General features: G+C 49.0%; 20 protein-coding genes. 9 read left to right on the plus strand and 11 right to left on the minus strand.

Annotated elements, in window-relative coordinates:
* Position 1: 1 nt before the first annotated feature.
* From KQY15_RS16360 to KQY15_RS16375, 4 genes are all read right to left on the minus strand, one after another.
* A complete protein-coding gene (locus KQY15_RS16360) occupies positions 2–1,339 on the minus strand; it encodes a Na(+)-translocating NADH-quinone reductase subunit A (protein WP_217670998.1) in 1,338 nt (445 codons plus the stop codon).
* 331 nt (positions 1,340–1,670) lie between these two features.
* The gene (gene fabV / locus KQY15_RS16365) at positions 1,671–2,864 is read right to left on the minus strand and encodes an enoyl-ACP reductase FabV (protein ID WP_217670999.1); all 1,194 of its coding nucleotides are present in this window, start codon (positions 2,862–2,864) and stop codon (positions 1,671–1,673) included.
* A gap of 127 nt (positions 2,865–2,991) precedes the next feature.
* Positions 2,992–3,324, minus strand: a complete 333-nt coding sequence (gene bolA, locus KQY15_RS16370) for a transcriptional regulator BolA (RefSeq protein ID WP_217671000.1) — start codon at positions 3,322–3,324, stop codon at positions 2,992–2,994.
* A 129-nt stretch (positions 3,325–3,453) separates the two neighbouring features.
* Positions 3,454–4,077, minus strand: a complete 624-nt coding sequence (locus tag KQY15_RS16375) for an alpha-ketoglutarate-dependent dioxygenase AlkB family protein (protein ID WP_217671001.1) — start codon at positions 4,075–4,077, stop codon at positions 3,454–3,456.
* A 32-nt stretch (positions 4,078–4,109) separates the two neighbouring features.
* Between KQY15_RS16375 and KQY15_RS16380 the strand changes: the two genes are divergently transcribed.
* The 5 genes from KQY15_RS16380 to KQY15_RS16400 all read left to right on the plus strand — a co-directional run bounded on the left by KQY15_RS16380 (position 4,110) and on the right by KQY15_RS16400 (position 8,212).
* Positions 4,110–5,264, plus strand: a complete 1,155-nt coding sequence (locus KQY15_RS16380) for a methyltransferase (protein WP_217671002.1) — start codon at positions 4,110–4,112, stop codon at positions 5,262–5,264.
* Positions 5,265–5,268: 4 nt separating this feature from the next.
* Complete coding sequence (locus tag KQY15_RS16385) at positions 5,269–5,820, plus strand: YajG family lipoprotein (protein WP_217671003.1); 552 nt, start codon at positions 5,269–5,271, stop codon at positions 5,818–5,820.
* A gap of 28 nt (positions 5,821–5,848) precedes the next feature.
* Positions 5,849–6,406: a peptidylprolyl isomerase gene (locus KQY15_RS16390; RefSeq protein WP_254795781.1), complete on the plus strand. Its 558-nt coding sequence runs from the start codon at positions 5,849–5,851 to the stop codon at positions 6,404–6,406.
* 54 nt (positions 6,407–6,460) lie between these two features.
* On the plus strand, positions 6,461–6,781 hold the full coding sequence (locus KQY15_RS16395; RefSeq protein ID WP_217671005.1) for a hypothetical protein: 321 nt from the start codon (positions 6,461–6,463) through the stop codon (positions 6,779–6,781).
* A 63-nt stretch (positions 6,782–6,844) separates the two neighbouring features.
* Positions 6,845–8,212 (plus strand): AmpG family muropeptide MFS transporter, encoded by a 1,368-nt coding sequence (locus KQY15_RS16400; protein WP_254795782.1) that lies wholly within the window; start codon positions 6,845–6,847, stop codon positions 8,210–8,212.
* A gap of 104 nt (positions 8,213–8,316) precedes the next feature.
* Here the strand turns inward: KQY15_RS16400 and KQY15_RS16405 are convergent, their stop codons facing one another.
* Both KQY15_RS16405 and erpA read right to left on the minus strand, forming a co-directional pair.
* A complete protein-coding gene (locus KQY15_RS16405; RefSeq protein ID WP_019675992.1) occupies positions 8,317–8,559 on the minus strand; it encodes a helix-turn-helix domain-containing protein in 243 nt (80 codons plus the stop codon).
* Positions 8,560–9,065: 506 nt separating this feature from the next.
* Positions 9,066–9,407, minus strand: coding sequence for an iron-sulfur cluster insertion protein ErpA (gene erpA / locus KQY15_RS16410; protein ID WP_217671006.1), 342 nt, complete (start codon positions 9,405–9,407; stop codon positions 9,066–9,068).
* A gap of 177 nt (positions 9,408–9,584) precedes the next feature.
* Here erpA and KQY15_RS16415 point away from each other — a divergent pair, with 177 nt between their 5' ends.
* The 4 genes from KQY15_RS16415 to hemL all read left to right on the plus strand — a co-directional run bounded on the left by KQY15_RS16415 (position 9,585) and on the right by hemL (position 14,164).
* The gene (locus tag KQY15_RS16415; RefSeq protein ID WP_217671007.1) at positions 9,585–11,288 is read left to right on the plus strand and encodes a chloride channel protein; all 1,704 of its coding nucleotides are present in this window, start codon (positions 9,585–9,587) and stop codon (positions 11,286–11,288) included.
* Positions 11,285–11,734 carry a CopD family protein gene (locus KQY15_RS16420; protein WP_217671008.1) on the plus strand — a complete coding sequence of 150 codons (450 nt, stop codon included), beginning with the start codon at positions 11,285–11,287 and terminating at the stop codon, positions 11,732–11,734. The genes KQY15_RS16415 and KQY15_RS16420 overlap by 4 nt, the downstream gene beginning before the upstream one ends.
* Before the next feature lie 78 nt (positions 11,735–11,812).
* Complete coding sequence (locus tag KQY15_RS16425) at positions 11,813–12,817, plus strand: aspartate carbamoyltransferase (RefSeq protein ID WP_217671009.1); 1,005 nt, start codon at positions 11,813–11,815, stop codon at positions 12,815–12,817.
* Between the two features lie 66 nt (positions 12,818–12,883).
* Positions 12,884–14,164, plus strand: coding sequence for a glutamate-1-semialdehyde 2,1-aminomutase (gene hemL, locus KQY15_RS16430; protein WP_217671010.1), 1,281 nt, complete (start codon positions 12,884–12,886; stop codon positions 14,162–14,164).
* Here hemL and KQY15_RS16435 read toward each other — a convergent pair.
* From KQY15_RS16435 to hrpB, 5 genes are all read right to left on the minus strand, one after another.
* Positions 14,161–16,233, minus strand: coding sequence for a winged helix-turn-helix domain-containing protein (locus KQY15_RS16435; protein ID WP_217671011.1), 2,073 nt, complete (start codon positions 16,231–16,233; stop codon positions 14,161–14,163). The genes hemL and KQY15_RS16435 overlap by 4 nt on opposite strands.
* A 92-nt stretch (positions 16,234–16,325) precedes the next feature.
* The gene (locus KQY15_RS16440; RefSeq protein WP_217671012.1) at positions 16,326–16,580 is read right to left on the minus strand and encodes a hypothetical protein; all 255 of its coding nucleotides are present in this window, start codon (positions 16,578–16,580) and stop codon (positions 16,326–16,328) included.
* 112 nt (positions 16,581–16,692) lie between these two features.
* Positions 16,693–18,849: a winged helix-turn-helix domain-containing protein gene (locus KQY15_RS16445; RefSeq protein WP_217671013.1), complete on the minus strand. Its 2,157-nt coding sequence runs from the start codon at positions 18,847–18,849 to the stop codon at positions 16,693–16,695.
* A 32-nt stretch (positions 18,850–18,881) separates the two neighbouring features.
* The gene (mrcB, locus tag KQY15_RS16450; protein ID WP_254795783.1) at positions 18,882–21,137 is read right to left on the minus strand and encodes a penicillin-binding protein 1B; all 2,256 of its coding nucleotides are present in this window, start codon (positions 21,135–21,137) and stop codon (positions 18,882–18,884) included.
* Positions 21,121–23,604, minus strand: coding sequence for an ATP-dependent helicase HrpB (gene hrpB, locus KQY15_RS16455; RefSeq protein WP_308160259.1), 2,484 nt, complete (start codon positions 23,602–23,604; stop codon positions 21,121–21,123). The genes mrcB and hrpB overlap by 17 nt, the downstream gene beginning before the upstream one ends.

Below are 23,604 nucleotides of genomic sequence, written 5' to 3' on the forward strand. Positions count from 1 at the left end.
ATTAGCCTTCCTTCTGGATGGTCGTCAAGCAGTTGCGCAGAATTGTGCCGTAGTCGTATTTGCCAGGGCACACAAAGGTACACAATGACAAATCTTCTTCGTCTAACTCCAGGCAACCCAGGGTTTGGGCGCTGTCGGTATCACCGGAGATTAAATCTCTTAACAACAGGGTTGGTAATACATCCAGCGGCATTACCCGCTCATAATTACCAATTGGCACCATGGCCCGTGATGAACCATTGGTGGTCGTTGTCATATTAAACAGGCGTTTCGGGTTTAAATGCGCCAGATAAGCTCTGGTCACTGAAAACTTGGTGGCGCCCGGGGCAATCCAGCCTAAAAACTCTTTGTCATAGCCTTCAGCCAGCACCGACACTTGATTGTGGTAGCGGCCTAAATAACCATGGACACCATGCGCAGTGTTACCCGCCAGCACCGAGCCTGAAATAATACGGTTTTTACCGTCGTTAAGTTCATTATCAGTAAGCTCTGCTAATGACGCACCAAGCACTGTTTTAACCAAACGTGGTGATTTCACTACAGGACCGCACAAAGCTACTACCCGGTTTGCATCCAGTTCGCCGGTTAAAAACAGCTTAGCCATGGCAATAACATCCTGATAGCCGATATGCCATACCACTTTTTTCATGCTTACCGGCTCTAAAAAGTGAATATGAGTACCGACTAAGCCGGCAGGGTGTGGACCATCAAACTCAGCCACCTCAACCGCAGAACTCGCAGGCAGTTGACTGCCGGCTTTCTTAGTCAGGTATACTTTGCCATCGGTCAGCTTACTTAGCAGGGCAAGCCCCTGAGTAAAGGCTTCGGCATCGGCATTAATAATAACAGCAGGATCTGCAGCCAATGGATTGGTATCCATCGCATTAACAAAAATGGCGCGTGGTGTACTGTCAATCGCCGGGATCTGACTGAATGGCCGGGTACGTAACGCTGTCCACAAGCCTGAATCAACCAGATTTTCAGTGACTTGCTCACGGCTTAAGCCGCTAAGCTCATCGCTGCTGTAACGCTTGAATTGCTCTGCATCATTACCACTTATGGCAATGACAACTGACTGCAATACCCGCTTGGCACCACGGTTAATCTCTTTAACAGTGCCGGCAAGTGGTGCGGTAAATTTAACGCCAGGGTTTTTCTTATCTTCGAAAAGCACCTGACCTTTTTTTACAGTATCACCTACTTCGACTGCCATTGTCGGACGCATGCCCACATACTCTTCGCCCAAAACGGCGACGGTAGTAATGGCGTTACCCGTACTTATCTCTTGTTTAGGACTGCCTGCAAGGGGAATGTCCAAGCCTTTTTTGAGTTTTATCATACGTACTTGCACTACTATTTTGGGAAGAAACCGGGTCTAGTTTTTCAGCTGCAGCGAGCGCAGCACACCTGATTATACTAATGCGGCCAGCATGGCGCTCACTTTTTAACCAGATACACGTATTAAAGTCGCGAATTCTAACATTAAAGCCTGCGGCTATCCATGGTACAGCGCAAAATTATCAGCAAAATCATTACCAGCCAGACCCGCTAAATAGCACTAGCAGCATGGCGGTGATCTGACTGCTGTCAGCACGTTTCAGACCTGGCTCCGCCGCTGCACTAAGTGATAGCAAAATAAAAGCCGCACACCGGCGGCTTTTTGAATGCGACTAATTGGCAAGATTAGCCAACGGCACCAGAGGTGTGACATCGGCATCATAATCGACACCATCAAAGCCAAACCCAAACAAGTGCAGAAACTCAGTGTGATAACCATGATAGTCGGTCAGGCTGTCAATCGTATCGGTGGTCACCTGATCCCATAATGCCGCAACCTTGTCCTGAACGTCATCGGCCAGCTCTTTGCCGTCCATCCGCAGCCTGCCTGCATCGTCCAGAATCGGAGTATTGCTGTACAACCCCTGGCGGAACAAACCATTAATTTGTTCAATACAACCTTCATGACTGCCCTGCTGCTTCATTACCCGGTATAACAATGAGATATACAGCGGCATAATTGGAATAGCTGAGCTGGCCTGGGTCACCAGGGCTTTTAACGAAGCAACATAGGCGTTCGCTTTTACATCACTCAGCTTATTGCGAATGGCACCAGCTGCCCGATCCAGATCTTCCTTCGCCCGGCCAATGGTTGCTTTGCCATATATGGGCCAGGTCAGTTTTTTGCCAATATAAGTGTACGCCACCGTCTGGCAATTCTCTGCCAGCACACCAGCGGCATGGAGTTGATCTAACCAGCGCTCCCAGTCTTCGCCACCCATTACTTTAACAGTATTGAAAATTTCGTCGTCATTCGCTGGTTCAACAGAAACTTCTTCAATTTCCCGCTTGGTGGTATTAAGATTTTTCGCGGTATAAGCCTGACCAATCGGCTTTAATACCGAGCTATACACGTCACCGCTCACCGGGTCTTTCCGGCGCGGTGCTGCCAGGCTGTATACCACCAGATCAATCTTCCCCATTTCACTGCGGATCAGATTGATTGCCTCTGCTTTTAATTCATCAGTAAACGCATCACCATTGAGGTGCTTATTCCATAAACCTTCTGCCTCAGCAGCCTGTTCAAAAGCGGCGGTGTTATACCAGCCGGCAGAACCGGTTTTACTTTCCGTCGGCGCTTTTTCAAAAAAGATGCCCAACGTTTTAGCACCTGAACCAAAAGCTGCAGTAATTCTTGACGCCAGGCCATAACCGGTAGAGGCACCGATAACCAAAACGTTTTTTGGGCCATCAGCCACTGGGCCCTGCTGTTTAACATAACTAATTTGTTGTCTTACGTTTTCAGCACAACCTACCGGATGAGCGTTAGTACAAATGAAACCACGAATTTTCGGTTGAATAACCATAAGAAGTCCTGCTGTTAGCTCGCTAAAAAATTACGCTAGTGTAAAACTTTAACGCAGAAAACAGGTCTGATCAGCCTGTTTATTTTATTTTAGGCTGATTTCAGCACCTGTAATGTCCTGATATAGCTTACAGTGATGCTTTATCGGCCTTGCTGCCGCCAAAGCATTTAGGCGATGCCGGAGGGGTTTCGGCGTAATATTCATACCACTCAGATGGGGTATAAGTATGTAACGCCAGGGCGTGAATTTTTTCGGCCAGCTCTTCCGCCACAACGGCATTTACGGCCCGGTGGCGCGCCAGCAATCTCATACCGTCAAATGCCGCTGTTACAATAACCACTTTAAAATGGGACTCCGAACCTGCTGGCACATTATGGTTACTACTCTCGTTAATCACTTCCAGAAACACAGGGTCAAAGGCAGTAAGAAGTTTTTGTTCTATCGCGGTATGAATTAGCATGGGTCTCGTTCCCTGAACAAATTAGTATAGTGATCTTAGTAAAGCCACATGCCATTGTCGCCCGCTATTTTTGACTGGCAGGAAAATAACAGGCTAACAAACTGGTCAGGCTACTAAAAATAATTTTATCTAAGCAGGCGCTGCAATATATCGAAAAGTAAGGTTTAGTCGTGCTGCACTCACCCTGCTTTGTTTCGGCAGGCGGTGTTGCCAATGTTGCTGACACTTCCCTGCCATCAGCATCAGGCTGCCATTTTCCAACTGTAATTGCAGCTGATGGCCATTGGTCCGGTGTTGCAGATCGAAGCGGCGGCTTGCGCCTAAGCTAAGGGAAGCAATAACAGGTGCATCACCAAGCTCAGGCTCATCATCAGCATGCCAGCCCATGTGGTCCTGACCATTGGCATACAGATTAAGCAGCACACAGTTAAACGGGAAAGCAACAGCCGCACTGATCTCAGCTGCCAGACGTTGCAGCGCCGGATGCCATGGTTCAGGGTTAAAGCACACGCCTGAATACCGATAACTGCAATGCGGCTCTCCCATCCATACCTGACGGCGCGGTATCTTCACGGTTTTACCATAGATCCGAATTTGCTCTTGCCGCCAGTTTAAACTGGCGCTCAGCGTTGCCTGCAACAATGCCGCGTCGCTTGCTGGCATCCAGGCCGGCCACATTGTAATAGCGGCATCAGGTAATAAAAAGTGTTGCACGTCTGCTTTGCTGTTGTCGCTCTGCCTCTGGCGTGTCAAAATGTGATTCTCTCTGCTAACACGTTGTCGTTATGAATACCCAATTTCAGTTAGGTCAGATCAGCCTGACGCTCCATCGCTGGCCGTTAGATCAGCCGAATCACAGCTTACAGGCCTGGGATGCTGCTGACGAACTGCTGATTAATGCAGCGCACACTGCGATTGCCCAGTATTGTGCAACACAGTCAGACCAACCACACGTATTACTGATCAATGACGGTTTTGGTGCGCTGTCCTGCGCCCTGGCCGATGTAACCCAAACCAGTAGCACTGATTCTTACCTGGCGCAGCAAGCGGTTGTTTACAACAGGGCAGCAAACAATATTGCCAACCGGCATTTCAACAGCATTAACAGCCTGGAACCACTGCCCGGCAACCCTGATATTGTGTTAATAAAACTGCCAAATAACCATAGCTATTTAAGTTTTATTTTAAGCCAGCTGGCGTCAGTTGTCCGACCCGATACCGTTATTATGGCTGCGGCCAAAGCCAAAGACATTAACCGCAACGTGCTGGACATGTTTGCCAGACAGCTTGGACCGGCAGAGGCATCACTGACAGTGAAAAAATGCCGGTTAATAAGCTGCCAACCGCAGCCTGGCAAACCGCAACCACATTTCCCGTTGCAATGGCTGCTGGATGAAACCGATTTTACTGTAGTCAATCACGCCAACGTTTTTGCCCGGGAGAAACTGGATCTGGGTGCCAGATTTTTTCTGCAGCACTTACCTCATGCTACCGGCGGCCAGCGAATTATTGATTTAGGCAGTGGCAATGGTGTCCTCGGTTTAATGCTGCTATCAAAAAGCCCCGACAGTAAAGTGGTGTTTACCGACGAATCTTATATGGCGGTTGCGTCTGCCAGGGCAACTATCGAGTTAAATCTGCCACAGTGTCTGAACCAGAGTGAATTTGTTGTCGACGACTGTCTGGCCAGCCAGCAGGATCAAAGCGCAGACCAGATTATATGTAATCCGCCTTTTCATCAGCAGCATACAGTCACAACCCATATTGCCAGCCAGATGTTTATTGAGGCAAAACGGGTATTGAAACAGGGTGGCCGGTTGCGTATTGTGGCAAATCGCCATCTTAATTATCAACAGCAGTTGCAGCGACTGTTTGGCCACTGCCAGCAACTGGCTGCAAGTCCAAAATTTGTGATACTCGAAGCCATTAAAAGGAGCTAACCAGATGCGTACCTTGTTGCTGTGTTTACTTTTGCTTGCTGGCTGTGCCAGCAAGCCACCGCGCTTAATTGTCAGCCCACAGGTGTTCTGGCCACAGGCGCCTTCGCTGCAACAAAGCACCTTTAGTTTTTACCTGCTGGATCAACGCTCAAGTTTGAATACCCTGGTAATTGAGCGCGGTGATACCAGTCAGGGCTATGCCACTGCTAATGATCTAAGGGCTGAACTGGAGCAAACCGTTGCCGATGCGTTAAGAGCCCGCGGCGCCAATCTGACAGGTCAGGGCAGCCGTTCGCTGACTATTCAGATTAACCAGCTACAGGCCAGAGTAAACCAGCGACCACTTGACCATGAAGTGGTAAACAGGGTTACCATGACAGTGCTGGTACAGCATGACGGCAACAGTTTTTCGAAAGCGTACAGCGGTGACAGCCGGCAAATTGCACCATTCCGGGCCGATATCGCGGTAATTGAGCGGGAATTGCGGGTTCTAACCGAGCAGGTACTGACTGACTTATTGCGTGATGAAAGCTGGCAAAAACATCTGAGGGGGTAAAACAATGCGAGCAGGCTTGATCTTTATAATGATGCTTTGGGCCATGCCACTGCAGGCGGGCAAATTTATGCAACCTGACAACCTGTATCCCAGGGTACAACTGGAAACGTCAGCAGGCAATATTGTGCTTGAGCTGGATCGCAGCCGTGCCCCGCTTACAGTAAATAACTTCCTAAGTTATGTAAAAAAGAATGCATACAACAACACCGTTTTTCATCGGCTAATTGCCGGTTTTGTGGTGCAGGGTGGCGGTTACGATATGCAATTTAATGAAATTGAACAAGGCAAAACCATTTTTAATGAATCCGGTAACGGCTTAACAAACCAGTATGGCAGCATTGCCATGGCGCGGCTGTCTGATCCTCACAGTGCCAGCAGTCAGTTTTATATTAACCTGGCAGACAATCCCAGCCTTGATCCTGGTTCCCGTTGGGGTTACGCCGTGTTTGGCCGGGTCATTACCGGCTTTGATGTCCTGGACAAAATCAACGAACTGGAAACAGAAACCAGTGAAAAACTCGGTTGGCCTGATGTTCCCCGCCAGCCTTTGCTGCTTAAAACGGTACGCTTACTGCCAACCGAATAAAACCGGCTATACTTGCCTTAATTGTTGTACTTCTGGCAACAGTTGAGGCAAGCAATGTCAGAGCGGTTTATTGAACTAAAATCCCAGCAGCTGGTTTACTATGTATCCCGCTTTTTACGTGGTCGGCTGGCCCATAGTGAGCTGCATATTTTTGTCTGGGATACGCTTGAAGAGTGGTCACAGTTTCATCTGCTGGCAGGCACACCCGGCAGTTTGCGGGAACGTGTTTTCTGGCACCTGCTGCATCAACTGGAATATTGGCCCGCCCATAGTTTGCAGCATAATCGTCAGTTACGCAGAAATATCCAGGATTGTCTCAGTTTCCTGCGCGGTAAAGGCCATTGCCCGTTAGATTGCATTGGCGTCAGACCATAATCACTTGACCTGAATTATCAGCAGGGTAAGCTACCCGAACCGTTTTTGTGTCGGATTTCAGCCTTGACCTCTTATTTTTCCTGGCTCTCAGGCCTGCGTATTTACTTTCAGCGTCAGGTATTAATCATTTTTGTACTGGGCTTTTCCAGTGGTCTGCCACTAATGCTGGTGTTTGGGGTGCTGTCTTTCTGGCTTCGCGAAGCAGAAGTTTCACGCGCCGATATTGGCTATTTCAGCTGGGTTGCCATGGCTTACGCAGTTAAATGGCTCTGGTCGCCACTGGCTGACAACCTGAAAATCCCGTTATTTCATCATTTACTTGGCCGACGACGAAGCTGGTTGTTGGTGTCTCAGGTTGCTGTCGCAATAGCGATTTGCTGCATGGCATTTACCGATCCACAACAAGATTTAGCCCTGATGGCCGCCCTGGCTGTGTTACTGGCATTTTCGTCCGCTACTCAGGATATTAATGTCGATGCCTATCGGATCGAAATTGCCGAAGTTGAAATGCAGGCAGCGCTGGCTGCAGCCTACCTAACCGGCTACAGGCTGGCAATGATTCTGGCATCAGCGGGGACGCTGTGGTTAGCCGCATTGTTTTCACAAAGCAGCGATTATGACTTATCCGGCTGGCAACACGCATACCTGGTTATGGGTTTGTGCATGCTACCGGGTATAATTACTACCCTACTCAGTAAAGAACCGGTTAGTGTTCTCAAGCAGCAAAACACTGCCCATGGTTCGATGATAACCCGCTTCGCGGCATGGCTGAAGCAAGCCGTCATTGCACCTTTTACTGACTTCTTTTCCAGATATAAATGGCACGCCCTGCTTATACTTGCTCTGATCGCCTGTTACCGGATGACAGACGTGGTAATGGGCGTTATGGCCAACGCTTTCTATGTCGACATGGGGTACAGCAAAGAAGAGGTTGCCAGTGTCTCGAAGATTTTTGGGGTGATCATGACGTTAATCGGGGCCGCCCTTGGCGGTGTACTGATTAATCAGTTTGGGATAATGAAAGTATTATTTGCCGGCGCTATTTTAAGCGCAGCGACTAATTTATTGTTTTCTGCCCTGAGCCAGATTGGCTATGATTTAATGTGGCTGACACTGGTTATTTCTGCCGATAATTTAAGTGCTGGCATCGCCACCAGCGCCTTTATTGCTTATTTATCGTCTTTAGTAAATCTGGCTTTCACCGCTACCCAATATGCTATGTTCAGCTCGCTGATGCTGTTGCTACCCAAATTTACCGGCGGCTTTTCCGGACAGTGGGTTGACCAGTTTGGTTACAGCACTTTTTTTATGATGACAGCCGCTATGGGCTTGCCGGTGTTGATACTGATCCTGTTACTGGCAAAAGCAGATAGCTCAGGCCGCACAACAAAAGTCAGTGCAGCAAAAGTCAAAACAGAAGAAATAAGTTAATAAGACATCAGCAATAAAAAAGCCGCTTAATAGCGGCTTTTTTATTGTCTTTACTTCTATTATCTCTACTTCGGGTTTATCTTCATTTTATGCCACTACAGATTTCAGGCGCTAAGCACCTGTTTTAACCCTTCAGTCGGATCAACTTCAAGCGCCTGACAATAACGGACGTATTCAATAACGTCCAAACGGCGCTCCTGATTCTCAACTTTACCGATAAAAGAATGAGGTGTCCCTAAAATTTCTGACAAACTGCGCATGGTATGGCCTTTGTCCTGACGCTGTCGTTTCAACCAGACACAAAGACGCTTATTTTCGTCTGAAATTACACTTTTAGTACCTTTCATATTTTTTCTTCTCCCAGCGTGTTACGCTTTTATTATGATCAACCAGCCTTCCTGCGAAATAAAATCCAAACCTTATTGCCAGTGCAATAAGCAATTTAAAGCAATTAATTAAACCATAGGATGCGACGAGCGTATAGCTACATGCGTTAAAAAATGTACAACAACTTTACAACAGCAGAATTCAGCGGCGATGATAACCCCATAAATAACCGGGGTTTGACGCTTCGAATGGGGATTCCGAGGTTAAAAATATGATTAAGTTATTGTTTGTAATACCGTTATTAATGTGTGTTATCTGGTACCTGTATCTTCAGCAAAATAACTGGACGCTGGCGCAGGGAAAAAAAGGTTTTTTATATATTATCAGCTTCAACCTAGTTATCGCGCTGGTTCTGACGATTTTGGTGTTTGCAACCCGACCTTGAACTAAAACAGTGATTTATAAGCGGCTTTGCCGGATAATCCGGCAAAATCGTCTTTATAAATTTACAAAATGGCTACTTTTACTAAACAGAAAATGACGAGCCACAACCACATGTGGTGGTTGCATTAGGATTCTGCACGATAAAACGACTACCTTGCAGACCTTCTGTATAATCAACAACCCCGCCCATCAGATATTGCAGGCTCATCGGGTCTACTACCATAGACACGCCCTGCTTCTCTACAGTTAAATCGCCGTCATTTACTTTCTCATCGAAGGTAAAACCATACTGAAAGCCTGAACAACCGCCACCAGTAATATACACCCGTAGTTTCAGGTTCGGATTATCCTCTTCACTTACCAGCAACGCCACTTTGCGGGCTGCTGCATCAGTAAATTCTAATGGTATTTGCATATCAGACATGGGTGCTCCAACAAGGTTACAACAGCGCAGATTATCTAATACCTGACTAATTTATTCAAGTATTATGCCCCTCTCCACTAAACTTAACTGCAGTAACCATTAACAGCGGTAATTAATATCTGCGTTCTCAAATGCTTATGTTAGACTTAAGCCATCGTTTAATACTCCTGTTTTTTTATGCGTCGATGGCGAGACTGGCTGCCCGGGTTGCAGCGCCGATTAGCATTACCTCAGACCTCCTTGCAGTTGTGTCTGCTTGGCATGCTTGGCGGTTTAATTGCTGCCGTGCTGATCATTATTTTCCGACTGGCTATTGTCGCGCTGCAAAGCCTGTTTTTAACTGATGCTGACGATTTCTCCACTGTCGATCCGGAAATTGTCTGGTTGCTGCCGCTTGGCGGCGCCCTGCTGATTGGGCTTATTGCCCTGATTACCGGCTATCGTCATTACCGGATGGGTATTCCATTTGTTATTCACCGGATAAAAACCCGCTACGGCATTATGCCATTCAGAAATACCATGAATCAGTTCTTCGGCGGTATTATTGCTTTAGTCAGTGGTTTCTCTGTGGGACGGGAGGGCCCATCAGTGCATCTGGGTGCTTATGGCGCCAGCACGGTGGGACGATACCTGCAGCTGCCGTACAACAGTGTTCGTATTCTGGCTGGCTGTGGTATAGCGGCCGGTATTTCTGCTTCCTTTAATACACCGCTGGCAGCAGTAATCTTTGTGATGGAAGTTGTGCTGCGTGAGTATCGTATTCATGTGTTTATACCAATAATGCTGGCTTCTGTGGTGGGGGCCCTGGCTACTCAACTGGTATTTGGCCATGACAGAGAGTTAGCGTCACTTAATATTGTGGCGATAAATATCTGGCATTTTCCTTACCTTGTTGTCTGCGGTATTGTCTTTGGCGCAGTGGCATTTTTGTTTAATCAGAACTTAATGCGGTTAATCCGTCTGGTGAAAAACTGGCCCTTGCTGATCCGGCTGGCGCTGGCAGGCAGCGTAACAGCCGCAGTAGGTTATCTGATCCCGCATGCCATGGGCGCGGAAACCGGCGCCATATTCAACGCCGTGAATAATCCGACCGATGTTCAGTTATTATTGGTCATATTTATCGGCAAACTCATTCTGACTATTTTTGCGTTGGGCCTGGGCGTTCCCGGAGGGGTAATAGGCCCGGTATTTGGTATGGGCATTGTACTTGGTACCCTGCTGGCAATTGTACCTGCTATTTTTATCGGCGACAGCAGTACCGCCGGTACCTACGCGGTGCTTGGCATGGCCGGGTTAATGGCCGCCACGCTGCATGCGCCGTTGGCCGCGCTGCTGGCTGTTATTGAGCTGGCGTCAAATCAGCAGATTATTTTACCGGCAATGGTGGTGATAATTACTGCCTATGTCACCACAGTACAATTTTTTAACAACAAGTCGATCTTTATGATGCAGCTCGACTTTATGCAAATGCCCTACAAGCTTGCGCCAGCCGACGACATTTTACAAAAAGTGGGGGTGCTGGCATTGCTTAGTAAGGAATATGTGGTGCTGCATAATCCCGATGACAACGCAGTTCGCCAGCAACTGGCGCAACTGCAACCGCCAGTACAGTTGTTGTTAAAACGCACTGAAGGCGATATCACCGAGTTTGTCGCTGCCAGCTATGACGTCAGTTTGTCATTGGGGGGTGACAGTGCTATCCATTATCAGAACGTAACCGGCCTGTCTCATCAGGCAACAATGGCTGAAGTATTCGCACTACTGGAAGATGAGCGCGATGGTCTGGTGTACATCTATCAGGACTCTCCCACCGAGCCAATTGGCGTTATTCGCTGGGATCAGGTTCGCAGCTTGCTGATTAAACAGAATAATTTACTATGACTTTAATCCTGATATACAAAGCACTACACCTTTTCTTTATGGTTGCCTGGTTTGCCGGTATCTTTTATCTACCCAGGTTATTTGTTTATCACGCCGAAACCAAAAGTAGCGATTGTGCTGAAACCTTTAAAATAATGGAACGGCGCTTACTGTATTTTGTGACACCTTTTGCCTTGCTTACCCTGGTATTCGGCGTGCTGCTGATTGTGGCTTATGGCAAAGCCTGGTTTATTGCCAGCGGCTGGCTGCATATCAAATTATTACTGGTGCTGCTACTTTATGCTTACCATGGCTGGTGCTTTAAATTACTGGCAGATTTCAGGCATGACCGCAACCGGCACAGTGCCCGTTTCTACCGGATATTTAACGAATTGCCAGTGCTGATACTGCTGGCCATTATTTTGCTGGCGACGCTGAAGCCACTACTGCACTTAACTCGCTTTTAAGCGGTGCTTTTGCGTATAATAGCAGTTACTTTGCGCCCGCTGCGGCGCCTCATGGCAACTGTTAAGTGAGTACTTACAATGAGCTTCAAAGGCCAGCATATCCTTTCTGTTAAGCAATTTGATCGCGACAATATTTCCCGGATTTTTGAAATAGCACGCCAGATGGCACCTTATGCCAGCCGTAAAAAGAGAACCCGGGTGCTTGACGGGGCGATTCTCGGTAATCTGTTTTTCGAGCCAAGCACCCGCACCCGGGTCAGTTTTGGCTGTGCTTTTAACCTGTTGGGCGGAGAGGTTCGTGAAACCACGGGGATGGAATCGTCAGCATTGTCTAAAGGCGAGTCGTTATTTGACACAGCCAGGGTGATTAGCAGTTACAGTGATGTTATTGCTATGCGTCACCCGCAAGCGGGTTCAGTTGCTGAATTTGCTGAAGGTAGTCGGGTGCCGGTGCTGAACGGTGGCGATGGTGCCAATGAGCACCCTACCCAGGCCCTGCTGGACCTGTTTACTATCGAACGGGAGCTGGCAGCCTCCGGTTTGCAGATAGATGGCATGCATATCGCGATGGTCGGCGATCTGAAATTTGGCCGTACCGTCCATTCGTTGTCGAAGCTGTTATGTTTGTACCGCAATATTAAGGTTACGTTGGTATCGCCAGCCGAATTAGCTATGCCGGATGACATTGTCAGCAACCTGGCAGATGCCGGTCATCAACTGGTGATAAGTGACAAACTGGAAGGCCATTTAAATGCTGATATTGTCTACCAGACCCGGATCCAGGAAGAACGATTTCCATCCAAGGCAGACGCAGACCAGTATCGTGGTAAGTTCCGGTTAAATCAGGAGATTTACACCCGCTACTGTAAGTCTAACACTGTTATTATGCATCCGCTGCCACGCGACTCACGAATGGAAGCCAATGAACTGGACAACGACTTAAATCTTAACCCCAACCTTGCTATCTTTCGTCAGGCTGACAATGGCGTGCTGGTGAGAATGGCGCTGTTTGCCCTGACTCTTGGCGTGGAAAACATCGTCAAAGATTACGAATGCGCCGTGCCCTGGTACAGCAATAAATAATGCAGCAACAAGTAAGTCGAAGCAGCAATCAGGCACAACACTTTATAACTTTGAACGGAATTTACTATGTCTTTATCTGAAACCCTTTTTCAACGGGCCCAACTTACTATCCCTGGTGGTGTGAACTCTCCCGTGCGTGCCTTTAAAAGTGTCGGTGGAACCCCGGTTTTTATTGAACGCGCTGATGGTGCTTACTTATTTGATGTCGATGGCAAGCGCTACATTGACTACATTGGCTCCTGGGGGCCAATGCTGCTGGGGCATAACCACCCCGCTATTCGTAACGCTGTTATTCAGGCGGCGGCAAAGGGTCTGAGTTTTGGCGCGCCTTGTCCGGCAGAAATCGATATGGCAGAAAAAATTGCCAGTCTGGTGCCGTCAATGGCAATGGTGCGGATGGTCAGCTCAGGTACTGAAGCAACCATGAGTGCCATTCGTTTGGCCCGTGGTTATACCGGCCGTGATACCATTTTAAAATTTGAAGGCTGCTATCATGGCCATGCCGATTCGCTGCTGGTTAAAGCAGGCTCTGGTGCACTAACCTTAGGCGTACCTAACTCACCAGGCGTTCCGGCAGACTTTGCCAAATACACCCTTACCTGTGAATTTAATAACCTGGAGCAGGTAGAGCAGATTTTTGCAGAAAAAGGCGCGGATATCGCCTGTATTATCGTTGAACCCGTGGCAGGCAATATGAATTGCATTCCACCTGAGCCTGGTTTTCTGGAGGGCCTGCGCCAGATTTGCGATCGCTATCAGAGCGTGCTTATTTTTGATGAAGTCATGACGGGCTTCCGGGTTGCACTTGGTGGTGCTCAGGCGGTATACGATGTAACGCCGGATCTGACAACACTTGGTAAAATCATTGGCGGCGGTATGCCGGTCGGTGCATTCGGTGGTAAGCGCGCTATTATGGAGCATATTGCTCCACTGGGTCCGGTGTATCAGGCCGGTACGTTATCCGGTAACCCTATTGCGATGGCTGCGGGCCTGGCTGCTCTTAGTGAAATCAGCAAGCCAGATGTATTTGAAAAGCTCAGTACCAAAACCAGTCAGCTAATCACCGGTTTAAGTGCAGCAGCCCAGCAGCACGGTGTGCCGATGACCTTTAATCAGGTTGGCGGCATGTTTGGCTTTTTCTTCAGTAGTGAAGCCCGGGTCAGCAATTTCCAGCAGGCAACACAATGTGACGCGGCGGCTTTTAAACACTTTTTCCATTTAATGCTGCAGCAGGGTATTTATCTGGCACCCTCAGCATTTGAAGCGGGCTTTTTATCGCTGGCTCACAGTGATGATGATCTCGCCGCAACGATAGACGCCGCTGCAAAGAGTTTTGCTGCGCTTTAATTGCGGTTTTGCAGCCAGACAATATCGGTATCGTAGTGGCGGGGCTGCACACTAAACAAATTGCCGGTATTGTCGCTGTGCAGCTCCCGTGGCAAGGCATTTGCCGGCCATGGGTAGCGCTGTATCTCTCCATCAAGCCAGTTATACACATTCAGCTGCCACTGCTGGCTGTCTATCCAAAGTAGTTGCTGATTATTGCTGGTCCACTGCTCCGGCGAAATATGATGCCAGTTCAGGTTGACCGGTAGCGGTGTTACCTGTTGCGGTTGGCCAGCTGACCATAGCGCCAGCTCGTTATTGTTGTAAAACTGCACTACTAAGCCGTCTGGTGAACATTTCAGATTAACCACGCCCGATAGCAGTACCCGCGGTTGTTGCAAATCCGACATCAACTGCCAGCCATCGCTGTTTTGCTCGGTCCAGTACAGATTCTGATAGCAACTCTGATAGCGGCCCGATACCGGCCTGTTACTCAACGCCAACAGGCTGCCATCATCAAGTGCTATCTGATACAGCTGGTTATCAATAACCGACAGCAAGCTGTTTTGATGCCAGAATAACTGCTGAATATACTGACCACTGGCCAACCGTGATAACTGCCGGCTTTCGCCTGCTCGCGATAACCACACCTGATTATCACCAACCCGCTCAGAAACAAACGCAAGCTGCTCACCATTAGCAGCAAACAAACGTTCATTCCGGTTACTGGTTTGCCAGCTCTGCTCACTGTTAAGCGAGCCGTCCTGCAACGTTAACGATACAATATCAGTTGTATAATCAAGAAACTGGGTCGCCAGGATCCGCTGCTGATAACGCTGTGGCTGAGTCAGGCCCCAGGTCATCGGTCCCAGACTAAGTTGTTTAAGGCTATCTAAGTTATATAACTGCAACTCACTGTTTTGCAGAGTTAACAGGGCATGATGCTGGTCCCAGCTGCTACTGGTGAGAATTTGATTGTCGAAGTTAGCAACAGCTTGTAACTGCTTTTTCTCCAAATCCACCCGGTACAACCTGCTACGATAAAAATCCTGTTGTGCTACCAGATACAATGCTGAGCCGACAACCAGTAGTTGATCCACCTTCTGCCACTTTTCAGGAAATGACATCAGCCTTAAAGTGCTGCCATCCTCTGTCCGGCGCCACAATTCATAGCGGTGTAAATCTGGCGCATAATCAAGCCAGTACCACTGCCGGTTTAAAATAGCTAATCCCTGAGGAAGAACACGCTGGCACGGCATAACATGCTCAGCTGGCTGAAAATCAGGCATAACCTGTTGTTGATAAAAAGCGCATTGCTGCTCAGTGTTCAAGGCCCGGAACAGCAGCCTGGTATCATCCAGCCACAGTGGTTGGCTGGCGGCAGTATATATTGCGTCGCTGTAGCTTACCTTTAAACTGCTTAAATCCTGGCGCGCCAGCTGCAATGGTGCTGCTTCAGATTTACGATGCAGGTAAAATGCAAACTGCTGGCCCGGTTCCATCGTTGCCCAGAATTCCTGCCCGGTTAATGCACTTAACGGTTTTACCGTATCGGGCAGCTGGGTCAGCGGCGCAACTGTGATGCTGGCCAGCATGTAGGCAATGGCAGCCCCGCCCAATAGTAGTGCAGAGCAAACTGTGCTGATAAACCGCCATGGCAAGCCTTTGGCCGATGCCGTGCTGTTCTCTGTAAGTTCAGTCGCGACCAGTGTTCTGCTGCTCACCAGTGGCTTGCGTTGGTTACTGGTTAACGGCTCAATGTGGCAAAGCCACTGGTAGCCTTTTTTAGCAATGGTGGCAATATAAGCAGGGGATTTAACATTATCACCCAGCACTTTTCGCAAAGCACCAACCGCCCGCATTACCGCGGCATCTGTGCCTTCAGCTGGTGGCCAGACATCGTTAATCAGCGTGTCTTTATCGATGATCTTGTTCGGGTGCAGTAAAAAATAATTCAGCAGACTGTGCAACCGCGGTTCTAATACCACAGGCGCAGCCGCACTGACATCAGGCCCGGCAGGCAAAAGTTGCCCGTAAGCCGCCTGATAGTACCAGTCGCCAATTTTTACCAGTGGTTCTAAGTTTGACATTAAGGTCCGCCTGACTAAAGTGTCAGAGCGGATTATACCTTAATTGACTGAAAAGTAGAGTGTATCTGCTTTTGAAACGATGTTAAACCGCCTCAGGCCAGCCGGGATTCATCTTTTTTATCTTTAGTGGTGTCTTTATCACCTGTTGGTTTAGGAGCTGAACTATCAGTTGGTACTGGTTTTGGTGATTGCTCGTCGGGGTCGCGACAAGTCGGCCAAAAAGAACATACGTATAAATTATCAAGTTGCAGCTGCTGCGTATCCACAGTAACACTCTTTACTGTACTACCAGTTGATGCCAGACATACAGCGGCGCTAATAAAGATTACATTAAATACTTTTGTCATGGTAAAGTCTCCGGGTTTCAGTCACATAATTGTGCTTAACACTATCGACCCTACTCCTGAACTCGCGATGAAACTCGATGGTTTTTCAATAAAAACCTTATAAATTGTCGATCTAATAACTTATTTCAGCAATATCAAAATCCGCTCTGGCGGCTTCCAGAAAATAAACCTTCGTTTCATCCAGCGAGATACTAAAGCGGCTATGATACAGATAGTCATCAATAACCTTTTCATTAATGAAATTGTTCGTTAAATCATAGTAGCGTAATTGATACTGAGTACCATCAAGCAGATAAGTAAAATAGAACCCCTGTGCACGAAGATCAAGTTTAAAAAAAGCTTGATCTGCTGTCGTCCCTAAATCCAGTTTTTTTGTGTCACCGTTAGGGTATTCAATAACAAGATGTTTAGAGTTGGCATCACGCCAGATATTATAATCCGCAATATAACTTTGCTGATATAATTCACGGTCAGTTGCCAGCAAACGCTTTTCAAAGCCGGTATTAACTGCGGCGGCCATAATATCCCAGCGCCCCTGGCGCGACTGGGCATAAAATACTTCGCTGCCATCTCTGCTCCAGGCCGGGTTAGCAACAATTTCATTTTCTTTGCCAACAATCTGGGCTAACTGGCCGTCCATTGTCAATTGCCAGATACCGCTATTAAGATGCAGCAGTAACTTGCTACCATCGGGAGAAAATACCAGGCTGCGGATCCGCTCCCGGGAGCTGAATTCGGTTAGTTGTTGCTGTCGGCCATCAGGATAGAACAGCCAGACCTGGGGTAACCCAGATCGCCGCGATACCACCGCCACCGGCCCTTCCGGTAGTGGGTTAATCTCAACGAGAGATTCATTACGATTCGAACTGAATACCAAGTTTTCAGAGGGTGTCTCCGTCACCCGTTTGTTATTTACCTGCTTTATGTTGGTATGAGAGAAAAAGCCAACTGACGCATAAATTTTACCGCTTACTGCCCCCACCTGGATTTCATTAGCATGGTTATCGGTATAAGCCAGCTCACGGCTCACGCCAGTGGCAACATCGACAATCCCAAGAGCAGTGGGGCCGGATGGATAAATAATACTGCGGTCATCCTGCGTCCAGTCTATATTGCCCGGGTAAGCATCATCAATCTGGACCAGCAGCCGGGTTGCGCGGTTAGTTAAATCAAGCAGCCAGATTTGGGCAGCCCCGGCTGCATCACGAATAAAGGCAATTTTATCACCCGAGCGCGAATAGCGCCCGGCATAATCACCAAAACTGCTGGTAGGTGGCACTGTTAATTGCTCCGCCGTGCCACCGGCTACCGGGTACATCATCATTACCATTTGTTTTTGCTCTGCATCCAAGCTGGGATAAATGATATAACGGCCATCGGGCGACCAACTAATTCGTGCGGATACGGACTCCGGAGTGCATAAGGTTAACAATGTGTCCGTTTTTAACGCCATTTTCCCCGGCTCTAATTCAATCATGCGAATTTCACAACCGCGGTCTGGTAACATTTCATGGTAAGCAATCCTGTCACCACTTGGGCTAAAAGCTGCACCAACACTATTAGAATTATCATCAGTCAATTGTACTCGCTGGTGGTTCACTAAATCTTGTAATGTCAGTACTGCAGTTAAATCTGAGCCAACTTTGGCGTGACTAAACACCAGATAGCGCTCATCAGGCGAGACACTATGATAAAACTCAAGGCCGTCGAGCGAGGTAATGGGTTTATAGCGCCACAGTGGAATGGTATTAACTTCTGCTGACTGATTATCAGCCACCGGTTTCAGCCAGAACAGCCAGCTTAACAATAACAAAGACGATACAACCAGCATGCCGGCCCATAGGAAGGCTTTTTTTCGCGGTTTGATTGCTGCAGCTGCTGACGTTACCTCAGCAGTTTTATCGCCAGCCTGCGACTTGTCGGGAATATCGGTGACACTGGCGATAAACCGATAACCACGTTTTGGAATGGTTTCAATATATGTTGGCTGGCGGGTATCGTCATCCAGGGCGATCCGGATAGCCCTGATTACCCGCATTACCCGGCCGTCAGAGACATCCCGGATCCCCCAGACATCCGCCAGCAGCTGGTCTTTAGTGACCAGGTTACCGGCATGAACGATAAAGTAGTTAACCACTTTCTGGCCAAGGTTATCTAAATCCGCAGTAGTGATAATCTGGCCATGCTGATCAAGCTTAACCAGCTTGTCTTCTCTTGCCAGATAATGCCATTCACCAACCAGTAGCGACCGTTCAGGTTTTATTTCCATAACTGTGAGTTTGCCGCACCCTTTTTAAATTGTTAACGTGAGTTTTCACACGTCAGCTGTTGCTGCATTTCAACTGATATTGCAGGCAATAACAATATGTTATCGCAACTTTCCGCGACCGGATCACCACTGGTAACTGAAAACGCCTGAATTTGCACCTGATCCGGCAGGTAACGAATTATAGATTGCGCACCCTGCTGTTTAAAATAATCTATAAATAATGGCAATGCGCCACTGCTTCCCGTTAAGCCTATCGGTTTATTGTCATCACGCCCCAGCCAGATAGTCACCAGTGTTTGCTGGTCAAAACCACTGAACCAACTATCCCGGTAGTCGCTGGAGGTACCGGTTTTCCCGGCAAATACTGTCATTGGCATCGCTTGTTGTAACGCCTTTGCCGTGCCGGCTTGGGTGGCGGCGATTAACGCATGCTGCAGCAGGTAAATACTTTGTGGGGAATACCGGCTGTAACGCTGACCAGGCCGATGATAAAGACGATGGCCGTCCTGATCAGTTACTGCCTGCACCGTTGCCAGTGTCTGATAGACACCATCGTTTGCCATTGTCTGGTATAGCTGGCTGACTTCCAGTGGGCTAAGTTCAATGGCACCGAGCAGCGCAGCCGGATGTAGGTTAACCTTGCGGTTTAATCCCAGCTTGCGTAAACCATCGCTGACCGCTGGCATCCCCAACTGTAAACCCAACCTTACCGTGGGCACGTTTAGCGAGTCTGTTAATGCCGTCATTAAATTAACCCGGCCACGATATGTTTGATCAAAGTTCTGTGGTTGCCAATCCTGGTTGTTAGTCCGCAAGCTAAGTGGCTGATCATCAAGTATCGAAGCCAGAGAGAAACGGCCTGGCTGATTCAGCGCTTCCAGATAAATAACCGGCTTAATAATACTGCCAATTTGTCGTTTAGCATCCAGCGCGCGGTTAAAGCCGGCAAAGCCACTTTCTCTGCCGCCGACCAGTGCCTGGATTTCGGCCTGCTGATAATTAACAACCATCATTGCTGCCTGCAGCTGCTCGTCCTTACCCTGCAATTGCTGACGTACTGTCAGTTCAGCCTGTTGCTGGGCACTGGTGTCTAAAAATGTAAAAACCTTAATGCCGCTGCTTAATAATTTCTGATCAAAATTAATCTGCCGCAGCTCTTTTTTAACAGCGTCCAGATAAGCCGGAAAACGGGCATTCAAATACTGACCACGCTCTACCAGTTGCAGCGGCCGGGCCAGCGCCTGCTGGTATTGCTGGTTATCCAGTAGATGGTGTTCAAACATCAGTCGCAGTACCAGATCACGACGGGTAAGCGCCCGCTCAGGGTAACGCCTCGGGTCGTAATAAGACGGCCCTTTTAGCAAGCCAATCAGCAATGCGACTTCATCTGGCCGCAACTCGGTAACTGGCTTGGCAAAGTAAAAGCGGCTACCCAAACCAAAACCATGCACCGCTGTTGCATGATTCTGCCCCAGGAAAATTTCGTTCAGATAAGCTTCAAGTATTTGATCTTTACTGAAACGATAATCGAGAATTAGCGCTATCATGGCTTCATTGACTTTACGTAGTAATGTCCGATCACTGGACAAATACATATTCTTGGCCAGCTGCTGGGTTAAGGTCGACCCACCCTGCACTGTCCGCCCGGCAATGATATTAGCCCATAACGCCCGCAAGACAGACAGCGGCGATACCCCGCGATGATGATAAAAGTCACGGTCTTCCACCAGCAACAGGCTTTCCTTCAGCAAACCGGGTACCTGTTCTAACCGAACCAGCTCGCGGTCTTCCTGATGTGGCGACAGCATATGTTCGATTAATTGTGGTTCAAGCCGGGCAAAATTGACTTCGTCCTGCTGCCGGTAGCGGATCCGGTTAATACCACTGCTGTTAAATTCGACACTAAACAGCGCTTCAGGCTCAACCCCGTCAATATAGGTGAAGGCGCGCCGGTAAATGGTTATATGATTGCGGGATACACTGTATTGGCCGGCCGATGTCATTGCCGGATTCCGATGATACTGTAACTGTTCCAGTTCGGCCTGCAACTGGGTTGATGTCAGCGCTTTGCCCGGATACAGCTCGAGGCTGCGACCATAAATTTGTGCCGGCACCTGCCATTTCTGGCCTGCAAAAGTGCGGGTTACTTTACTATCGAGGTAAATCAGATACGTTGCCAGCAGAAAGAATAGCACCAGGGCAAGTTTACCCACAGTAATCAATGCTTTATACCACCACGGCCTGACTTTCACTTTCGGCGCACGAGCGCCTTTACTTCGGGTTGACATCGCGTAACATCGCCTTTTTGGTTTTCGTTGTTGGCTGCGCATCGGCCGGGTTGTCCGGCCAGTAATGTTTAGGGTATCGGCCCTTCATTTCTTTTTTAACATCCTGCCAGCTATTTTGCCAGAAGCTGGCTAAATCACGGGTCAGCTGCAATGGTTGACGTCCCGGGGCAAGCAACGCAATGGTCAGCGCAATGGCGCCATTAAGCACCACGGGCGTGGTGAGTTGACCATACATTTCCTGAACTCTGACTGAAAGCTGTGGCCCGCCCGGATGCAAATAATCAATTTTCAGCCGGCTGCCGGTTGGTGTTTGCCAGTACCCGGGCAACAGTTGCTGTAACAACTGTTGTTGTGGGTAACTGAGTCTGTTTAACAACAGTGGTTCCAGTTCCAGCTGCATTAGCTGAGTTTTTTTGTTGATACTACCCAGGTAAGGCCCCAGCCAACTGGCTATATCCGCCTCTAATGCCGGCTGGCTGAAGTCAGGTAAAACGTCCGCGCCCTGATACTGTCTGACCAGCTCTGCTCTGGCACATAAACTTCGCGCCGTTTCTGACCAGTTCAGTTCAGCCAGCCCTCGCTGGCTGAGGTAGCCCAGCCAGGCTTGCTGGCGTTGGGCAGCCGTTATACTATTTTGCACCGGCTGGCGCTGTAACACCAGTTGGCCAAAACAGCGCTGGCGCTCACTGCTGAAACTGGCGGTTTTATCATTCCAACCGGTTTTCTGCTGCCAGGGCAGCTGAGATTGCCAGTCATCAAGAATGGCATCCAGTTCAATCGGCAGCGCATGCCGGATCCGGTTCTGCTGCTGCCAGTGCTGAATATCCAGCACTACCAGGTAATCGGTATCCTGTAGCGGATGATCAGGTGCCAGACTGGCGCCTGCGCCGTTAGCAAGCAAGTAGCCCTGACCTCGGCGCTGGGCCAGCTGATCCGGAAAAGCCCGCAGTACTAACAATGGTAACCAGGGTAATGGCAGCTGCGTGCTACCTCCAAAACCAAGCCTGCGGGCGAACTGCAGTGCTTGCTGATACTGAGGTTGCTGTTTATTGCCGGCCAGAGACTGCAGCTGCTGTGTCAGATCCGGCTGCAAATTGCGGGCGTCCTCCAAAAGCACTGCCACAAGTGCCGCCAACCACACCAAACCTGGCGCTTCCGGTTCGTGCTCAGCAGCATACAGTAACATACTGGCCAGCCTTACTGAGCTGCCAGTTTGATACAAACGCCGGCCCAGCTGCGTAATGCTGCCAGCCTGATCCAGGGCTGCAAATTGCTGCAACAAACGGGTTGCTACAGCCAGGTGCGCTGGCGGTGGGGGCGTTAACCAGTTAATGTCAGCCGGCTGGCAGCCCCACATTGCAATATCCAGCCGCAATTGGGTTAGTTCTGCCAGTTCTATTTCAGCCGGTTCATAAGCTGCCCGTCGTTGCCATAACTCGGCGGTGTCGATCCGAAAACACCTTCCTGCAGCCTGCCGTCCGGCCCTACCTGCCCGTTGAATAGCAGCTGCCTGGCTAATTGCTACAGTCTCCAGCTTGCTGATACCGTGGCGCGGCATGAAGCTGGCCCGCCGGCACAAACCGGTGTCAACCACCTGGTTTACGCCGTCTATCGTTAAGCTGGTTTCAGCCAGATTCGTTGCCAGTACAATTTTATAGTGCCCGGCTGCAGGCGCTGCAATAGCAGCCTGTTGTTCCGCCAGACTCATTGCGCCGAGCAGTGAATAAACTGACAGATTGGCTGGCAGTGGCTGACCAGCCAAAAACTCGCGAGCTTTATTTATCTCTGCCTGGCCCGGTAAAAAAACCAGAATATTGCCAGGTGCATTGTGAAAAGCGACCAGCGCCTGGCGGGCAGCCTGTAACGCAATGTGCTCTGAGCCAGGTTTAATATAATGAATGTCTACCGGATAGCTGCGACCACTGCTGCTAAGCACCGGAGCCTGCAGGTAGCGCTCAAGTGCCGTAACATCCAGGGTGGCTGACATCACTAATACTTTAAGATCGTCCCGTATTTGCTGCACTTCCATACTAAGTGCCAGCGCCAGATCAGCATGCAGGGAGCGCTCATGAAACTCATCGAAAATCAACAGGCTAACGCCACTAAGCTCTGGATCATGCTGCAGTTTACGGGTAAGTATGCCTTCAGTAACAATTAACAGGCGGGTTGCAGCCGACTGACAACTGTCATGCCGGATCTGATAACCAACACGCTGGCCCAGTGGCTCATTTAATTGCCGGGCCAGATAGCTGGCAATGGTTTTAGCCGCCAGCCGGCGCGGTTCCAGCATAATGATCTGGCCGCTGGCAAAAGCATGCTGTTGCAGTAATTGTAATGGCAGCCAGGTTGACTTACCGGCACCGGGCGGTGCCGATAGGATCAGCCGGTTGTGAGTACTCAGTAGCTGACAAAGCTGTGGCAGTACCTCAGCGACCGGTAAGCCAGAATTATTTAAAGTTTTGCTCAC

Source organism: Arsukibacterium indicum, from assembly GCF_019100565.1.
Lineage (GTDB): Bacteria > Pseudomonadota > Gammaproteobacteria > Enterobacterales > Alteromonadaceae > Alishewanella > Alishewanella indicum.